Here is a 15,659-nt window from a genome sequence, read left to right as displayed (position 1 = left end):
ATTCCGGAGTTCCGTCTGCCGAAGACTATCGTGCAGAAGGAGATCGACACGCTGAAGGATCTGGGCGTTGAGTTCATTCTCAACTTTGTTGTAGGCCGTTCTGAGACCATCGACGAGCTGTTCGGTGACGGTTTTGAAGCAATTTTTGTAGGCTCCGGTGCCGGTCTGCCGACCTTTATCGGTGTTCCGGGCGAGAACGCAAACGGCGTTTACTCCGCGAACGAATACCTGACCCGCATCAATCTGATGAAGGCGTACAAGGAAAACGCCGACACCCCGATCTACCACGCGAAGAAGGTCGCTGTTGTCGGCGGCGGCAACGTTGCCATGGACGCCGCTCGCTGCGCAAAGCGCATGGGCGCCGAGGAAGTTTACATCGTGTACCGCCGTTCCGAGAAGGAGCTTCCGGCTCGTCTCGAGGAGATTCACCACGCGAAGGAAGAGGGCGTTGTGTTCAAGTTCCTGACTGCACCGCTCGAGGTGCTGTCTGACGAGAACTTCAACGTCACCGGCCTCAAGTGCCAGCAGATGGAGCTGGGCGAGCCTGACGCATCCGGCCGCCGCCGTCCGATTCCGGTCGAGGGCAGCGAGTTTGTGCTTGATCTGGACTGCGTTATTGCGGCGATCGGCACCAGCCCGAACCCGCTGATCCGTCACACGACTCCGGGTCTGGACACCAACCGCAAGGGCTGCATCGTGGCTGACGATGAGCACGGCATCACCTCCAAGGACGGCGTATTCGCCGGCGGCGACGCTGTTACCGGTGCGGCTACCGTTATCCTCGCCATGGGCGCAGGCAAGCGCGCTGCGGCTGCGATGGACGAGTACATTAAGAATAAGAACAAGTAATTTTTGCTCTAATGTGGTGACGATGGTGCTGTTCTTCAATATCGGTCTGGCGCTGCTCTCCGGTTCCAACATGCATCTGGGAGCGTTTGCCGCTGTTATCGGTGTCGCAGCATCTATGGCATCTCTGACGCCGTCCGCGTGCGCGCCGGCACTGCTCATCTTCGGACCGGGGCATGTGACGGTCCGCGGTGTGCTCAAGGCGAACCTCGTGTTCCTTGTGCTGTCCCTTGCGGCCTGTCTTGTTGCGGCCTATCCGCTCGCCTCTGCGGTGTTTGGATAAGAAAAACATTTGCGCAGATAAAATCCCACTTGATGTCAGGTACGGTATCAAGTGGGATTGTCTGTTTTCTGTTTCTGTTCGTTCTAACGGGAACACCAGTGAATGGTTATGATAATAGCGGATTTTCTGCAAAACACAGCGCTCAGCGCGCCGAAAAATGTATGGGTCTAAATTCACATCTTCGGGTGCCATAGCCGCACCCATGTTGGCCGCGTCCTTGACGCCCATTTCGACCATTTTGCCGAACAGGACATGCGTCACGCGCACATCGCACGGCTCCGCGCCGTTCGGCACCGGCTCACTGCCGAGAATAGCCGCGCCTGCCGCAGTAGTCGTCCATTGTGCGGTTGGCGTGCGCTGCCCGCCGTAGGCCAGCGGAAAACGGTACTGCCGCTCCGCCGAGCAGAAATGCGAGGAAGCTGCCGCAAGCAGGCGGTCTGCCGCGCCGCTCTCGACCAGACAGCCGCCGAGCGCAAGACCCTGTGCCATCGTCGAGCATGCACCGTACTGCCCGAGATAGGGCACATTCGCGTGCATGGACGCTAAAAATGAGCCGATGCACTGGTTGAGCAGGTCACCTGCAAGGATCAGGTCGAGCGAACGCTCGGGCAGGGTGGCCTTGCGCAGCGCAAGCCGGATGGCGGTCTTTTGCAGCTCGCTCTCCGCCAGTTCCCACGAGCGCTGCCCCATCCGGTCATTCTTCGCCACATAGTCAAACCGCTCACCGAGCGGGCCTTCGCCCTCTTTTTTGCCGACCGCCGCCGCGTGTCCGAGCAGATACGGCCGGTTTTCGAGCGCAAGCGTGCGCTTGCCGATGCGCTTTATCATACCGAACCGCCTCCTGTCAAAAACAGAATGAGACCGTAGATGACGCTTGCCGAAATGCCGTACACCAGCACCGGCCCCGCGATAACGAACAGCTTTGCACCCAGACCGAGGATAAGCCCCTCGCTTTTGAACTCCATCGCCGGAGAAACAATGGCATTTGCAAAGCCGGTGATCGGCACAATCGTGCCTGCTCCCGCATATTTTGCAAGCTTTTCATACAAATGCAGGCAGGTGAGCAGGGCACCGAGAAACACCATCGTGATGGCGGTCGCGGCGGCTGTGTCCTCGGTATCCAGTCCGCGGGAGAGCCACAGCTGCCGCACCCCCTCGCCGGCTGTGCAGATCGCACCGCCGATGAGAAACGCCAGCAGGCAGTCGCGCCACAGCGGCGAATTCGGGCTTTTGCGTTCGAGCAGCTGTTGATAGGTTTGTTTATCCAGTTTCATGCAAGGTTCCCCTTTCTGTACGCGTAGTTTGCCCAGCCGTTCCGGGATTATCCATCTGACCCTGTAAAATAAATGCGAACTGACCATTTTCGACAGACCATATTCGCGGTATGATAAATAAAACATATCAGATTAGGGGGATTTTTGATGGAATCCAAGAAGAAAGCGTTTTCGCTGTACGACATCGTGATGATCGGTCTGATGGCGGCAGTGGTATTCGTTGTTACCATGTTCCTGTCCATTCGCATTCCGACGCCGACAGGCACCACCATGATCAAGCTCGCAAACGCGTTCGTGCTGCTGTGCGGCCTGCTGCTCGGACCGGTTCGCGGCGGTCTTGCAGCCGGTATCGGCTCGATGATCTTCGACCTGATGACGCCGGAGTACGCACCGGAGGCGTGGATCACCTTCGTGCGTTTCTTCCTGATGGCATGGCTGTGCGGCGTGATCGCTTACGCCGGTGCCGCTGCCGCAAAGAAGTTTGCGCGCAACCTCGTGGCGTGCCTTGCAGGTGCGGTGTTCTCGTCGCTGCTGTACATGCTCAAGGGCATTATTGAGCTGATGATCGGCGGCAGTGCTCTGGTTCCGGCTTTTGTGGCCAATATTCCGAAGCTGATGACCTCGCCTCCGAATATCGTTATCGCGGTAGTTGTTGCAATGGCGCTTCTGCCGGCGCTGCAGAAGGCGATGCATTCGACCTCGTTCGGCCGCCATATGGCAGAAAAGTAAAGGCAATGTCGCACAATTAGAACTGCGGCGCATCAGTACGCAAAATTTACTCGCAAACCGCTCTTGCCTAATGGTGTGGTATTACCTGCAAATCCGTTTGAGGACGCGCTCACTGATTACCGGTGGGCGCGTTTCTCATGCTTTGCAGAAAGTCGGATTTCGTGGTATACTGTAGTCATCTAAAGAAAAGCACAGTGAGGAGGAAAACAGTATGGCGGATTTTGTATCGCATCATCTATTTGGCAGGCAGGCGCTGACGGTGTTTCCCGCACCGGCGCAGAGGGCAGCGGCGTGCCGTCCGGCATGCTTTTTCTGGGGCTGTCAGGGACCGGACCCGCTGTTTTACCGGAAAATCCTGCTCGGCAGTCCGCTGCACAAGCTGGGCAACCGCATGCACTCGGAGAAAACGGACGAGCTGTTTGCGGCGCTCTCGCGTGCGGTGCGCGACCTGAGCGGCGACGCGCAGGAGATCGCAGCGGCCTATTTCTACGGCTTCGTGTGCCATTATGCGCTCGACAGTGAGATTCATCCCTATGTTTACTGCCGGCAGGTGCAGTTCTGCACCGAAAATCCGAAGCTGTCCGCATCGGCGGTGCACAGCCGTATTGAAAGCGACATTGACTATCTGCTCTACGAACGCGCATGCCACCGTCCCATCACCGAGTTCGACCCGGAGGAACGCTATCAGCTGTCACCGGTCGAGCAGGCGGTGCTGTCGGTTATGCTGCACGCGGTGCTCAAAACCGTGTACGGAGCCGATGTTTCTACGCATGAGCTGCGCCGTTCGTTCGCGGAAATGACTTCATGGGAGAGTTTTCTCTATTCGGAGAGCCGCGCCGTCTATCGCGGAGCGAAAAAGGCGGAAGCCCTGCTCGGTCGGGGCGCCCTGCTCACCGGTCACATGAAGCTCGAGCGCCCGATGTGGGATGCGCTCAATCTGGCTCATCAGCCGTGGCATAACCTGTGGAAACCGGACGAAATCCGCACGGATTCCGTGCCGGAGCTGTTCGGCCTGGCGCGTATTCGTGCCGCCGCTCTTGCCGGACAGTACGCCGCGCAGTTTGACGCAGGCTGGCTGATGCATTATCACTTTGATGAGCCGTTCGACAGCGGCAACCCGAAAAATGATAATGGAAAATGAAATGTGAGTGCATTTTTCATTTGTCATTGCGATTGCAAGGGAAAAAGACTGTCTAACACAAAAGGCGCCTGAAAAGGCGTCTTTTGTGTTAGACACCGCTACTTTTCTGTTAGTCACGGCTATTTTTGACCTGATTTCTTTGCAATACGGCAATGCCTGTGGTAAAATTGTAGGAAATCCGAAAGGAGGTGCAGCGACCGTGCAGTATGTGCTGTACTATTTTATTGCAGTCAGCGTCATCGGCGCGATTGTCTGTATTTACGATAAGCTCGCCGCGGCTCGCGGCTGGAGGCGTGTGCCCGAGCGCACGCTGTTTTTCTGGGCGCTGATCGGCGGCGGGCCGGGCGTGTATGCCACCATGCTCATCATCCGTCACAAGACGTTGCACCATATTTTCATGCTCGGCATACCGGCAATTATGATTCTGCAGGGAGCAATTATTGTTGGTATTTATAACATTCTGTATATGAAGGGACTTCTATGACAAACGCACTTATCCATATTTTTATCCGCGATGCGGAAAACACCGGCGATTCGCAGGTGCGTGAAAAATTCGGCGTGTTGTCCGGTGCGGTCGGACTGGCATGCAACCTGTTCCTGTTTGCGCTCAAGCTGATCATTGGTCTGCTTACAGGGTCGATTTCCATCGCGGCGGACGCATTCAACAACCTGTCGGACGGTCTGTCCTGCCTGATTTCCATTGTCGGCTTCAAGGTTTCCGGCAAGGAGCCGGATGCAAAGCATCCGTTCGGCTACGGACGCACCGAGTACATCGCGGGACTGATCGTCTCGTTCATCATCATTCTGGTCGGCTTCGAGTTTTTCAAAACCTCGCTCGACCGCATTCTGCATCCGGCTGCCGTAGCGTTCTCGGCGGTGCTGATGGGAATTCTTGCCGTATCCATGCTGGTTAAGCTGTGGATGGGCGCATTCAACGTCAATATCGGCCGCAGAATCGATTCTCCGGTGCTGATGGCGGCCGGTCAGGACAGCCGCAATGATGTTGTTACCACGGCTGTTGTTGTACTCGGCATGGTAGCCGGCCGGTTTACCACGCTGCCGGTGGACGGCTATGTGGGCGTTGCCGTTGCCGCGTTCATCCTCTGGTCGGGCATCGGCATTGCGAAGGATACGGTTGCGCCGCTGCTCGGCGAAGCCGCCGATCCGGAGGTTGCCCGCAATATTCGGCGGATTGTAATGGAGTCCGACCATATTGTCGGCGTACACGATATGATTATCCACAATTACGGTGCGGGCCGCTCAATTGCGTCGCTGCATGCCGAAGTGCCGAGCGACTCGGACTTTGTGGCTGTGCACGAGGAAATCGACGAGGCCGAAAAGCGTGTCTGGCAGCAGACCGGTGTGTATCTGGTCATCCACATGGATCCGATTGATATCAATAATGCGTATGTCAACGCGCTGCGTGAGCAGACCGATGGCGTGCTCCGTCAGATCGACGGACAGCTTACCATGCACGACTTCCGCATAGTGGACGGCAAACGCCAGATCAACCTGATTTTCGACGTTGTTGTGCCGTTTTCCTATGATGAGGATGCCAAACGCGACCTGCTGATGAAGATCTATGACGGCCTGAAAGCGATCGACTCGCGCTATAATCCGGTTGTAACGCTCGATCATCAGATGTGATAAGAAAATAATAAGCAGAAAAAGGAGGTGCTTTCGCATCTCCTTTTTCTGCTAAAAATAGCATAGAAAAACGGTAGGGAACAAAATAATCCGCGAAAACGGCAAGTTATCATTGCAATACCCCGGAAATTTGCTATAATGGAGATAGCGTTTTTACGCTTTATCAGATAACATTATTGTTTGGGGGAATTTAAGTGAGCTTTTTCTCGGGCCTGCTTTCCGCACTTCCCGGTGCAGTGGCGCAGGGTTTGATCTGGGGACTGATGGCGATCGGCGTATTCATCACCTTTAAGGTGCTCGATCTGGCCGACCTGACCGTCGATGGTACGATGGCGACCGGCGGTGCGGTGTGCATCGTTATGATGACGCACGGCGCGAATGTATGGGTGGCAATGCTGTGCGCTTTCCTTGCCGGCATGCTGGCCGGACTTATCACCGGTATTCTGCATACCTGTATGGGTATTCCGGCGATCCTTGCCGGTATTTTGACACAGCTGGCGCTGTTCTCCATTAACCTGCGTATTATGGACAAAAAAGCAAATGTAGCGATCAATCCGGACAACTACAAGCTGCTTGTTTCGCTGCGCAACGTTAAGAAGGTGACTATCGAGAACCCGATTTTCGTTGCGGCTGTCTTTACGATTGTGGTTATCGCACTGCTGTACTGGTTCTTCGGTACGGCGCTCGGCTGCTCCATCCGTGCGACCGGCGCAAACCCGAACATGAGCCGTGCACAGGGCATCAATGTTGATTTTGTCAAGGTGCTCGGTCTGATGCTGTCCAACGGCCTGGTTGCGCTGGCAAGTGCGCTGTACTGCCAGTATCAGGGCTTCGCGGATGTCAACGCCGGCCGCGGCGCTATCGTTATCGGCCTTGCCGCTGTCATCATCGGCGAGGTGCTGTTCAGCCGTATTTTCCGCAACTTTGCGATGCGTCTGCTCGGCGTATCGCTTGGTGCGGTTGTGTACTATCTGGTTATTCAGGTGGTCCTCAACCTCGGCCTGAACACCAACGACCTGAAGCTGATCTCGGCTTTCGTCGTTGCAATCTTCCTTGCTGTTCCGTACTGGAAGGGCAAGTATTTCCGCGGTGCAGCCAAGAGTGCCGCAAAGACTGATGCGAAGGAGGCCAAGTAACATGCTGCAGCTCAAAGGGATTTACAAGACCTTCAACGCGGGCACGGTAAACGAAAAGCGTGCCATTGACAACCTGAACCTGACCCTGGAGGACGGTGATTTCGTCACCATCATCGGCGGCAACGGTGCCGGCAAGTCCACCACGCTGAACCTGATCGCAGGCGTGTATCCGGTGGATGCGGGCATGATTCATCTGAACGGCTACGATCTGACCAATCTGCCCGAGCATAAGCGCGCGCGTTTCCTTGGCCGCGTATTTCAGGATCCGATGATGGGTACTGCCGCTACCATGGGCATTGAGGAGAATCTGGCGTTGGCATACCGCCGCGGTCAGAAGCGCGGCCTCGGCTCCGGTATCACGAACGAGGAACGCGAGCTGTATCGTGAAAAGCTGGCAACGCTCGGTCTGGGACTGGAGAACCGTATGACCAGTAAAGTCGGTCTGCTGTCCGGCGGTCAGCGTCAGGCACTGACCCTGCTGATGGCCACCCTGCGCAAGCCGGATCTGCTGCTGCTCGATGAGCATACCGCAGCGCTCGATCCGAAAACCGCAGATAAGGTGCTGCAGATCACCGAAGAGATCGTTGCACGCGACAACCTCACCACATTGATGGTAACGCATAACATGAAGAACGCCATCCAGTACGGCAACCGTCTGATTATGATGGATGCCGGTCGCGTTGTCGTTGATATCCGCGGTGAGGAGAAGAAGAACCTTACCGTCCGCGATCTGCTCGAGAAGTTCAATATCGAGAGCGACCGTATGCTGCTCAGCGAATAAGGCAAATAGAAAGACCCCGAAACCTGGTTTCGGGGTCTTTTTATGTTCATTTTTCATTTTCCAATCGCAATTCTCCATTGATTTGCCAACCGAGCGGTGTCCGCTGGAACAAGGCATTGTGCAGCCCTGTCAGTGCCTGCCATGTGGCTCGATCGGTAATGCCGGTCTCGGGCAGCTGAAAAATTTTCTGTGCATGTCTGACAGCGGACTGTGTATCCGCATCGTACTCGCCGGTGAGCGGCACGGCGGCAATCCGGTTATAATGCGGCGCAGTTTCGCCCAGCATGAGCTGGAGCACATACACCGTGGGACTTTTCGCGCCCGGCTTCAGCACGGCATCGCTCTCCGGCGGGAAGAATGCCGTCTGCATGGGAAGTGCATCGGCGGCGATAAGCGCGGCATATGTAGCGTAGATGGCGTTCCATGTGCGCTGGTCGGCGATGCCCGTCACCGGAAGGCAGTTCTGCTGCTGGTATTCGCGCACGGCAGCGGCAGTCTTTGCATCCCAGATGCCGTCCGGCACGAGCGGTGCAGCGCTGCCCTCAGCCTGCTGAATACGCCGCAGAAAGGTCTGCAAATCGAAAATATGGCTGCATTTTTGTGCATCGGTGTACAATCAGGTTGCCTCCTCTCCAACGGGATAGCCGGGATACTGTCCTCTGGCACTCTGGCTGCCGACCAGCACGGTTTCGGCGAGATCAGCCATGCCTTCCCAGGTCAGCGGACCGATAGCGCCCGTGGTGGGCAGACCGAGCAGCGACTGGATGACTGACACCGAGGACTCGGTCGCGTCTCCGAAAATGCCGTCTACCGTGACAGCGGGCACTTCGGCGTAGCCGCGGGCGATGATGTTGATGAGCTGCTGCGCCTGCCGCACGGCTTCGCCGCGCATCCCCTTGACAAGAAAGGTCTCCGGCAGGCCGATAAATTCCTCGAGCCACTCCTGCTCAGGCTGGGCGAGCAGCACGGACTGGTAGGTGGAAAGCAGGGCATACCACGTCTCTCGATCCACCACACCGGTGATGGGCAGGCCGACAAGCCGCTGATACGCAGCCACGGCTTCGCGGGTCTGCGGACCGAAAATACCGTCGATCTGTCCGGCCTGCCAGCGCGGCAGCGCATCGTAAAATTCGCCGACAATGGCAAGAAAATACTGCAAAAGCTGTACGCCCGGGCCGCTCATGCCCTCGGTCAGCCGTTCGGGATACTGGCGGGAGATCTCACTGAGGGTCAGTCCCTCGCTGTTCAGCTCGCTTAGGCGCTTGACATTATTATAAATGAACGCGATGCGGTACCATGTTGCCGGGCCGACAAGGCCGTCCTCGGTGAGGTTGAATTGCCGCTGGAACGCCCGCACGGCGCGTTCGGTATCTGCGTTGAACACGCCGTCTGTGGGATAGATTTTCGGAATGTTCGGGAAATTGGTCGAAATGCGGTTAAGGCGCGTTTGAATCGTGCGGACATCCTCGGAAAAATCGCCAAGCCGTAGCGTTACACCGGGAAATGACCCGCCGAGATTGGGCGAGAGCGGTGCTCTGGTGACAAAATTCACATCGCTGCCGTAAAACGACTGCACAATCTGCTCGGCAGATAGTCCCTGTTCGGCAAGCGGCACGGTGCCCCACTGGCTTAGGCCGCCCGGACAGGTGACGGTCGTGCCGTTGCAGTACTGCGCGAACAGCGGCTCGACCGCATCGCCGCGGGTGAGGTAAGTGCCGATCATATCATCTACAATGGTGGAAATATTCTCGAAAATATCCCGTCCGGGCACAAAGGACTGGTCATACCGCGTGGAATTGGTGATATCAAAATCGTAGCCTTGCGCGCGGTACCATTCGGTGAACACACGGTTGAGCACATAGGACATTTGTGCGTACACGTTGGCGCGGATGGCCTGCTCGGGCCAGGTCGGATAAATCTCGGACGAGGCAACATTTTTGATGTAATCGGCAAACGGTACGGTGATATTCTGCGCATTCGAGGACGGCGCACCGAGGTGCACCGTGATGGTTTCCGGTATGGAAACATAGGGTTCGGGCAAAGCAATCCCTCCTTTTACGGATTCTCCGGCAACTCGGGATCGAGTGCCTGCGGCGCACCGGTGGCGGTCAGGTCGGTCTGCGCGAAGCTTTGGTTTTCCGCGAGCGGTGTAAGCGCCACGGGCAGCATGGTCGGCACACCGGAGAACATGGCGATGTGCAGCGCGGTCAGCGGCGTGTAGCCCTCAGCGGAGATTTCGACCGTGTAGACCGCAAACGGCGGACCGCTGCCCGGACTCAGCGAGTTGCTGCGCGGCGGCGTTGTCAGCACCATGGACGGCGTCATGCCGCCGGAGTCGGTCGTGACCGAGTAAAGCAGCGTGCGCATACCGCTCTCGTCCGGCGTGGTGGAGACCGAAACGATGGCATTCTCGAGCGGCAGTGCGCCTAACGCGGTCGTGACGAGTACACGCAGCTCGGCGGTGCCGTCGGTCAGTTCAGCCATGAAAAAACCTCCTTGTCAGCAGGTGAAAAAACAGATATACTAAAGGTAACAGCCGCAAAGGCGGCAAAATCTCGAAAGGCGGGGACAGTATGCAGGATTACAAAACGATGATCTCCATGTGTGCAGAGCAGGAGGAGAAGTTTCAGTTTGAGCATTTTTCGCGCGAGGATGCGCTGAAAATCGGCCTCAAGCTGCATGAAAACGCAAAGGAGCAGCCGGTTGCGGTTGAAATTACGGTGAACGGTCTGGTCGTGTTCCGTTACTTCGCAGAAGGCGCAAAGCCGGACAGCGAGCTGTGGCTCGCGCGCAAGCGCAACGCGGTTGACCTGATGGAAACGTCCTCGCTGCGGTTTTTCGCAGAGCTGGAGGACGCAGGCGAGACCTTCGCGGACCGTAAGCTCGACCCGAACGAGTACGCCGCAGGCGGCGGTTTCCCGATCCGGCTGCGCGGCACCGGCGTGATCGGTTCCATCTGCGTTTCCGGCTATCCGGATCATGTGGATGATCATCAGCTTATCATTAACACCTTGGCGGAGTATTTCGCATAATTGAGCATTTTAAATGGAGAATGGAAGATGAACGTATCGTTTTTCATTCTCCATTATTTTTATACTATTTTGACATGATAATGCCGAAACCACCGGTCGAGCTGGATGATATACGCGAAAATCTGCGGGGTACGCATCAGCTGTCCGAACCACGGTTCGGCAAGGCTTTCCGGCCGCTGCATGAGTTTTTGCACGGCATTCCGGTCGAACAGGGAAGCGGCGACCGAGGTGTTATCCTCGAAAATACGGCGGACATAGTCCGCGCACAAGCGGGTATAAACCGGATGAAAGGTTTTCGGATACGGACTTTTCTTGCGGTAAACGATCTCTTTGGGCAGTTCATCGGCGAATGCGCGGCGCACGATGCCCTTCTCACGCCCCTCGAGCGACTTGAAGTCCCACGGCATATTATAGGCATACTCGACAATGCGGTGGTCGCAGAAGGGCACGCGCACCTCAAGACCGGAGTACATGCTCATGCGGTCCTTGCGGTCGAGCAGGGTTGCCATGAACCAGTCAAGATTGAGCACGAACATTTCACGCATCCGGGCTGCTTTTTTGTTATCGGACGGCAGCCTGGGTGCGCGGGCGCAGGTGTCGCGGTAGTGCTGGCGCACAAATTCCTCGCCGTTTCTAACGGCATCCGGTGTGAGCAGACCCAGACGCAGACCGACCGACCGTGACCACGGAAACGTATCTTCAAACAGAATTTCCTCACGGTGGTACCACGGATAGCCGCCGAATAACTCGTCGGCGCACTCGCCGGACAGGCAAACGGTGGTTCCACCGCGCTTGACGGCCGCACAGAACAGCAGCAGGGAGGAGTCTACATCCGCCATGCCGGGCAGCGCACGCGCATCCGTCGCGGGGAGCAGAGCCGCGCACAGTGCCTCCGGTTCGAGCACAACGCGATGATGGTGCGTACCGAGAAAATCCACCATCTGATCGATATACGAATCGTCACTGTTTGGCTGAAATATACTCTTTGTAAAATATTTATCGTTGTCCCGATAATCCACCGACCAGGTATGCAGCGTTTCGCCGCGGGCCGCGTAATCTTTCGCCGCCAGCATGGACAGGATAGACGAATCCAGTCCGCCCGAGAGGAAGCACGCCAGCGGCACATCGCTGACAAGCTGGCGCCGGGCGGCATCGCAGATGAGCGTGTGCGTGCGCTCGATGGTAGTCGGCAGGTCGTCCTCATGCTCGTGCGCCTCGAGCTTCCAGTAGGTGTGATCGGTGAAGGCTTCCGGCGTAAGAATCGCAAAATGCCCGGGCATAAGGGAGAAAATCTGCCGAAAAACACCGGATTCCGGCGGGCGAGCCGGACCGAGCAGCAGCAGCGTGCGCAGACCATCCTCGTCGAGCGCAGGCTCGATCTCCGGATGGCAGAGTACGGTGTCAATGGTCGAACCGAAGGTCAGACCGTTGCGGATGGGAGCGAAAAACAGCGGTTTCACGCCCAGTCGGTCGCGGCAGAGCGTCAGTCGGCGCTCGCGTTTCTCCCAGATGGCAAAGGCGAAAATGCCGTTCAGCCGCGCAAATGCGTCGGTTTTCCACTCGAGATAGGCGTGCAGCAGCACTTCAGTGTCCGAATGTCCGACAAACTCGTGCCCGCGTGACATAAGTTCTCTACGCAATTCCGGTGTGTTATATAACTCTCCGTTATATATAAGGATAGTATTCCTGTCGGGAGAGCACATTGGCTGCTTGCCGCCCTCCGGATCAATGACGATCAGCCGCCGATGGATAAGCGCTGTGTCCTCGTCAAAATACGTGCCTTCGGCATCCGGGCCGCGCGGCGTGAGCGTGCGCTTCATGCCGTGCAGGATGGGTCCGCCGCGGCGTGCATCCCGTTCAAAATCCACAAAACCGCCGATACCACACATAGGCAGTTCCTCCTGAAAATAGTGATTTCTTTCTTTTATATGCACTCGAAACGGGAAATATGAGGTGGAATCCGAAATTTTCTTAAAAAGGAAAGCGTTGGCGGAAAAATGCGCGGTTTGCGTGCGATCTGCGTTCATTTATGCCGAGTATTGGAAGAAACGCACAAAATTTGGCGGCAGGATTTTATCAGTAAAAAGAATGTTAAATCCTTGACAAATGGTTTTCGGACGATATAATAGAGATAGACATGCTCCAAACAAGGGTATCGCTGGACGCGGCGCTGCGGCCACTGACCGTGTGCGCTGTGTTTTTGTGCGTATCCGCATTACTTATTTATTTGGGAGGTTTATGGCATGGATTTTAGGCTTACAAAAGAAGAAGCACTGTTCCAGAAGATGTGCCGCGAGTTCGCTCTGAACGAAGTAGAGCCGATCGCAGCTGAGATCGATGCGGAAGAGCGCTATCCGGAGGAAACCGTTCAGAAGCTGATGAAGTACGGCCTGATGGGCATTCAGTTCCCGAAGGAAGTCGGCGGCTCCGGCGGTAACTATATCTGCTATTCTATCGCTATCGAAGAGATGAGCCGCGTATGCGGTACCACCGGCGGCATCATGTCCGCTCACGGCACCCTGGGTGCTTGGCCGATTTACGCTTTCGGCACCCCGGAGCAGAAGGAAAAGTGGCTGCGCCCGCTGATCGAGCCGAAGGAAGGCGCCAAGATCGGTGCATTCGGCCTGACCGAGCCGAACGCAGGTACTGACTCCGCTGCACAGCAGACCATGGCTGTTAAGCAGGAGGACGGCTCCTACATCATGAACGGCTCCAAGGTGTTCATCACCGGCGGCGGCCGTGCAGATACCTACGTTGTATTTGCTATGACCGACAAGACCAAGGGCAACAAGGGCATTTCTGCGTTCATCGTTGACAAGGACGACCCGGGCTTCTCTATCGGCAAGATCGAGCACAAGATGGGCATCCGTGGTTCTCAGACCGCTGAGCTGATCTTTGAGGACGTTCATCTGCCGGCAGACCGTCTGCTGGGCAAGGAGAACGGCGGCTTTAAGATCGCTATGATGACCCTGGACGGCGGCCGTATCGGTATCGCTTCTCAGGCACTGGGTATCGCGCAGGGCGCTCTGGATAAGGCTATCCAGTACATGAAGGAGCGCGTACAGTTCGGCAAGACTCTGGACAAGTTCCAGGGCCTGCAGTGGATGGTAGCTGACATGGCAACCCAGATCGACGCTGCTCGTCTGCTGGTTCGCCGTGCTGCATTCAACCACGATGTTGGTCTGCCGTTCACCAAGGAAGCTGCTATGGCTAAGCTGTACGCTTCTGAGGTTGCAATGGACGTTACCACCAAGTGCGTACAGATTTACGGCGGCTACGGTTACATCCGTGAGTACCCGATGGAGCGCATGATGCGTGACGCTAAGATCACCGAGATCTACGAGGGCACTTCTCAGGTTCAGAGAATGGTCATCGCTGGTCAGGTTCTGCGCTAAGAAAAGGAGGAAAACTGAACTATGAAGGCAATTGTTTGTGTAAAGCAGGTTCCGGATACCTCCGGCAAGGTTGCTGTTAATCCCGATGGCACCCTGAATCGTGCATCCATGCAGACCATCACCAACCCGGACGACCTGAACGCTGTAGAGGCTGCTCTGAAGCTGAAGGACGCTACCGGCTGCAAGGTCGTTGTTATCACCATGGGTCCTCCCCCGGCAGAGGGCATGCTGCGTGAGCTGATCGCTCGCGGTGCTGATGAAGGCGTTCTGGTTTCCGCTCGTGAGTTCGGCGGTTCCGATACCTTTGCTACTTCCCAGATCCTGGCTGCTGCTGTTAAGAAGGTTGGCCTGGAGAAGGACGACATCGTATTCTGCGGCCGTCAGGCTATCGACGGTGATACCGCTCAGGTTGGCTCTCAGATCGCTGAGAAGCTGGACATCCCGCAGGTTTCCTACGTTGCCGGCATCGAGAAGGATGGCGACAAGGTTGTTGTTAAGCGTATGCTCGAGGACGGCCACATGACCATCGAGACCCAGACCCCGTGCCTGCTGACCTGCATCAAGGAGCTGAACGAGCCCCGTTACATGTCCCTCGGCGGCATCATGGACTGCTACTCCGCTCCGGTTTCCGTATATGATTACAACACCCTGAAGGACGATCCGCTGATCGATCCGACCACCATTGGTCTGAAGGGTTCTCCCACCAATATCTTCAAGTCTTTCACTCCCCCGCAGAAGGGTCAGGGCAAGATGCTCGAGGGCGCTGACAAGGCTACCTGTGAGACTCTGGCGGCTGAACTGCTGAAGAAGCATATTATCTGATTGAAAGGAGAACAGAACAATGGCTGATTTTAATAACACCAACCTCGCCGATTTCTCCGGCGTATGGGTATTCTGTGAGCAGCGCCAGGGCGAGCTGCAGCCGACCGTGCTCGAGCTGATCTCTGAGGCACGCAAGCTGGCAGACGACATGGGCACTGAAGTTTGCGGCCTGCTGCTTGGCGGCAAGGGCGTAGGCGAGAAGATGGCAAAGGAACTGGGCGCTTACGGCGCTGACAAGGTTCTGGTTTGCGAGAGCGACCTGCTCGAGACCTACACCACCGATGCATACGCAAAGGTTCTGTGCGACACTGTTATGGCTAAGAAGCCGGAGATCCTGCTGATCGCCGCTACCAACATTGGCCGTGACCTGGGCCCGCGCTGCGCAGCTCGTCTGCACACCGGTCTGACCGCAGACTGCACCCACCTCGACGTAGACGTAGAGAAGTACGCTGCATTCCTGCAGGAGGCTTCCACTCTGCCGCAGGCTCAGATCGATGCTCTGAACCGCGAGGACCGCAACCTGAAGATGACCCGTCCGGCATTCGGCGGTCACCTGATGGCTACCATTATCTG

Annotated in this window: 17 protein-coding genes; 11 read left to right on the top strand and 6 right to left on the bottom strand. The window is 56.5% G+C overall.

Annotation, left to right across the window (positions count from 1 at the left end; translation table 11 throughout):
• Positions 1-849, top strand: an 849-nt coding sequence (locus DW724_RS14740) for an FAD-dependent oxidoreductase (RefSeq protein ID WP_158580384.1), incomplete at its 5' end; no start/stop codon positions are given.
• Here the strand turns inward: DW724_RS14740 and DW724_RS14735 are convergent.
• Positions 830-1,957, bottom strand: coding sequence for a hypothetical protein (locus tag DW724_RS14735; RefSeq protein WP_118761988.1), 1,128 nt, complete (start codon positions 1,955-1,957; stop codon positions 830-832). The two genes, DW724_RS14740 and DW724_RS14735, sit on opposite strands and share 20 nt — an antisense overlap.
• A complete protein-coding gene (spoVAC, locus tag DW724_RS14730) occupies positions 1,954-2,403 on the bottom strand; it encodes a stage V sporulation protein AC (RefSeq protein ID WP_117489141.1) in 450 nt (149 codons plus the stop codon). Before spoVAC ends, DW724_RS14735 begins: the two co-directional genes overlap by 4 nt.
• Positions 2,404-2,550: 147 nt before the next feature.
• Between spoVAC and DW724_RS14725 the strand changes: the two genes are divergently transcribed.
• From DW724_RS14725 to DW724_RS14700, 6 genes are all read left to right on the top strand, one after another.
• Entirely contained in the window at positions 2,551-3,132 is a 582-nt protein-coding gene (locus tag DW724_RS14725; RefSeq protein ID WP_118761987.1) for an ECF transporter S component, read from the top strand.
• A 211-nt stretch (positions 3,133-3,343) separates the two neighbouring features.
• On the top strand, positions 3,344-4,273 hold the full coding sequence (locus DW724_RS14720) for a zinc dependent phospholipase C family protein (protein ID WP_117752113.1): 930 nt from the start codon (positions 3,344-3,346) through the stop codon (positions 4,271-4,273).
• Between the two features lie 7 nt (positions 4,274-4,280).
• Positions 4,281-4,757, top strand: coding sequence for a DUF1294 domain-containing protein (locus tag DW724_RS16180; protein ID WP_242994931.1), 477 nt, complete (start codon positions 4,281-4,283; stop codon positions 4,755-4,757).
• A complete protein-coding gene (locus DW724_RS14710; protein ID WP_118761986.1) occupies positions 4,754-5,920 on the top strand; it encodes a cation diffusion facilitator family transporter in 1,167 nt (388 codons plus the stop codon). The genes DW724_RS16180 and DW724_RS14710 overlap by 4 nt, the downstream gene beginning before the upstream one ends.
• 194 nt (positions 5,921-6,114) lie before the next feature.
• Complete coding sequence (locus DW724_RS14705) at positions 6,115-7,056, top strand: ABC transporter permease (protein WP_118648917.1); 942 nt, start codon at positions 6,115-6,117, stop codon at positions 7,054-7,056.
• A gap of 1 nt (position 7,057) precedes the next feature.
• Positions 7,058-7,837, top strand: coding sequence for an ABC transporter ATP-binding protein (locus tag DW724_RS14700; protein WP_110435947.1), 780 nt, complete (start codon positions 7,058-7,060; stop codon positions 7,835-7,837).
• Between the two features lie 46 nt (positions 7,838-7,883).
• Here DW724_RS14700 and DW724_RS14695 read toward each other — a convergent pair whose 3' ends face one another.
• Genes DW724_RS14695 through DW724_RS14685 form a run of 3 tightly spaced genes read right to left on the bottom strand, consistent with a single transcriptional unit; the run spans position 7,884 to position 10,321 of the window.
• On the bottom strand, positions 7,884-8,453 hold the full coding sequence (locus DW724_RS14695) for a peptidoglycan-binding domain-containing protein (RefSeq protein ID WP_118286044.1): 570 nt from the start codon (positions 8,451-8,453) through the stop codon (positions 7,884-7,886).
• Positions 8,454-9,878 carry a peptidoglycan-binding protein gene (locus tag DW724_RS14690; protein ID WP_118761985.1) on the bottom strand — a complete coding sequence of 475 codons (1,425 nt, stop codon included), beginning with the start codon at positions 9,876-9,878 and terminating at the stop codon, positions 8,454-8,456.
• A 14-nt stretch (positions 9,879-9,892) separates the two neighbouring features.
• Positions 9,893-10,321 (bottom strand): hypothetical protein, encoded by a 429-nt coding sequence (locus DW724_RS14685; RefSeq protein ID WP_118761984.1) that lies wholly within the window; start codon positions 10,319-10,321, stop codon positions 9,893-9,895.
• Positions 10,322-10,410: 89 nt separating this feature from the next.
• Between DW724_RS14685 and DW724_RS14680 the strand changes: the two genes are divergently transcribed.
• Positions 10,411-10,869: a heme-degrading domain-containing protein gene (locus DW724_RS14680; protein WP_117489127.1), complete on the top strand. Its 459-nt coding sequence runs from the start codon at positions 10,411-10,413 to the stop codon at positions 10,867-10,869.
• A 59-nt stretch (positions 10,870-10,928) separates the two neighbouring features.
• Here DW724_RS14680 and asnB read toward each other — a convergent pair whose 3' ends face one another.
• On the bottom strand, positions 10,929-12,758 hold the full coding sequence (asnB, locus tag DW724_RS14675) for an asparagine synthase (glutamine-hydrolyzing) (RefSeq protein ID WP_118761983.1): 1,830 nt from the start codon (positions 12,756-12,758) through the stop codon (positions 10,929-10,931).
• A gap of 354 nt (positions 12,759-13,112) precedes the next feature.
• On the opposite strand from asnB, the gene DW724_RS14670 reads away from it, so the two are divergent.
• The 3 genes from DW724_RS14670 to DW724_RS14660 all read left to right on the top strand — a co-directional run.
• A complete protein-coding gene (locus tag DW724_RS14670; protein WP_110435953.1) occupies positions 13,113-14,264 on the top strand; it encodes an acyl-CoA dehydrogenase in 1,152 nt (383 codons plus the stop codon).
• Between the two features lie 21 nt (positions 14,265-14,285).
• Positions 14,286-15,086, top strand: a complete 801-nt coding sequence (gene acrB / locus DW724_RS14665; protein WP_118361149.1) for an acryloyl-CoA reductase electron transfer subunit gamma — start codon at positions 14,286-14,288, stop codon at positions 15,084-15,086.
• 19 nt (positions 15,087-15,105) lie between these two features.
• Positions 15,106-15,659 (top strand): electron transfer flavoprotein subunit alpha/FixB family protein (locus DW724_RS14660; protein WP_442861295.1); only part of this gene is annotated, 554 nt, incomplete at its 3' end.

The sequence above is a fragment of the Butyricicoccus sp. AM27-36 genome (assembly GCF_003480945.1).
In the GTDB taxonomy this organism is placed as follows: Bacteria; Bacillota; Clostridia; order Oscillospirales; family Butyricicoccaceae; genus Agathobaculum; species Agathobaculum butyriciproducens.
The sequence above is the reverse complement of the archived record's forward strand: the minus strand, read 5'-3'. Positions and strand labels throughout refer to the sequence as shown.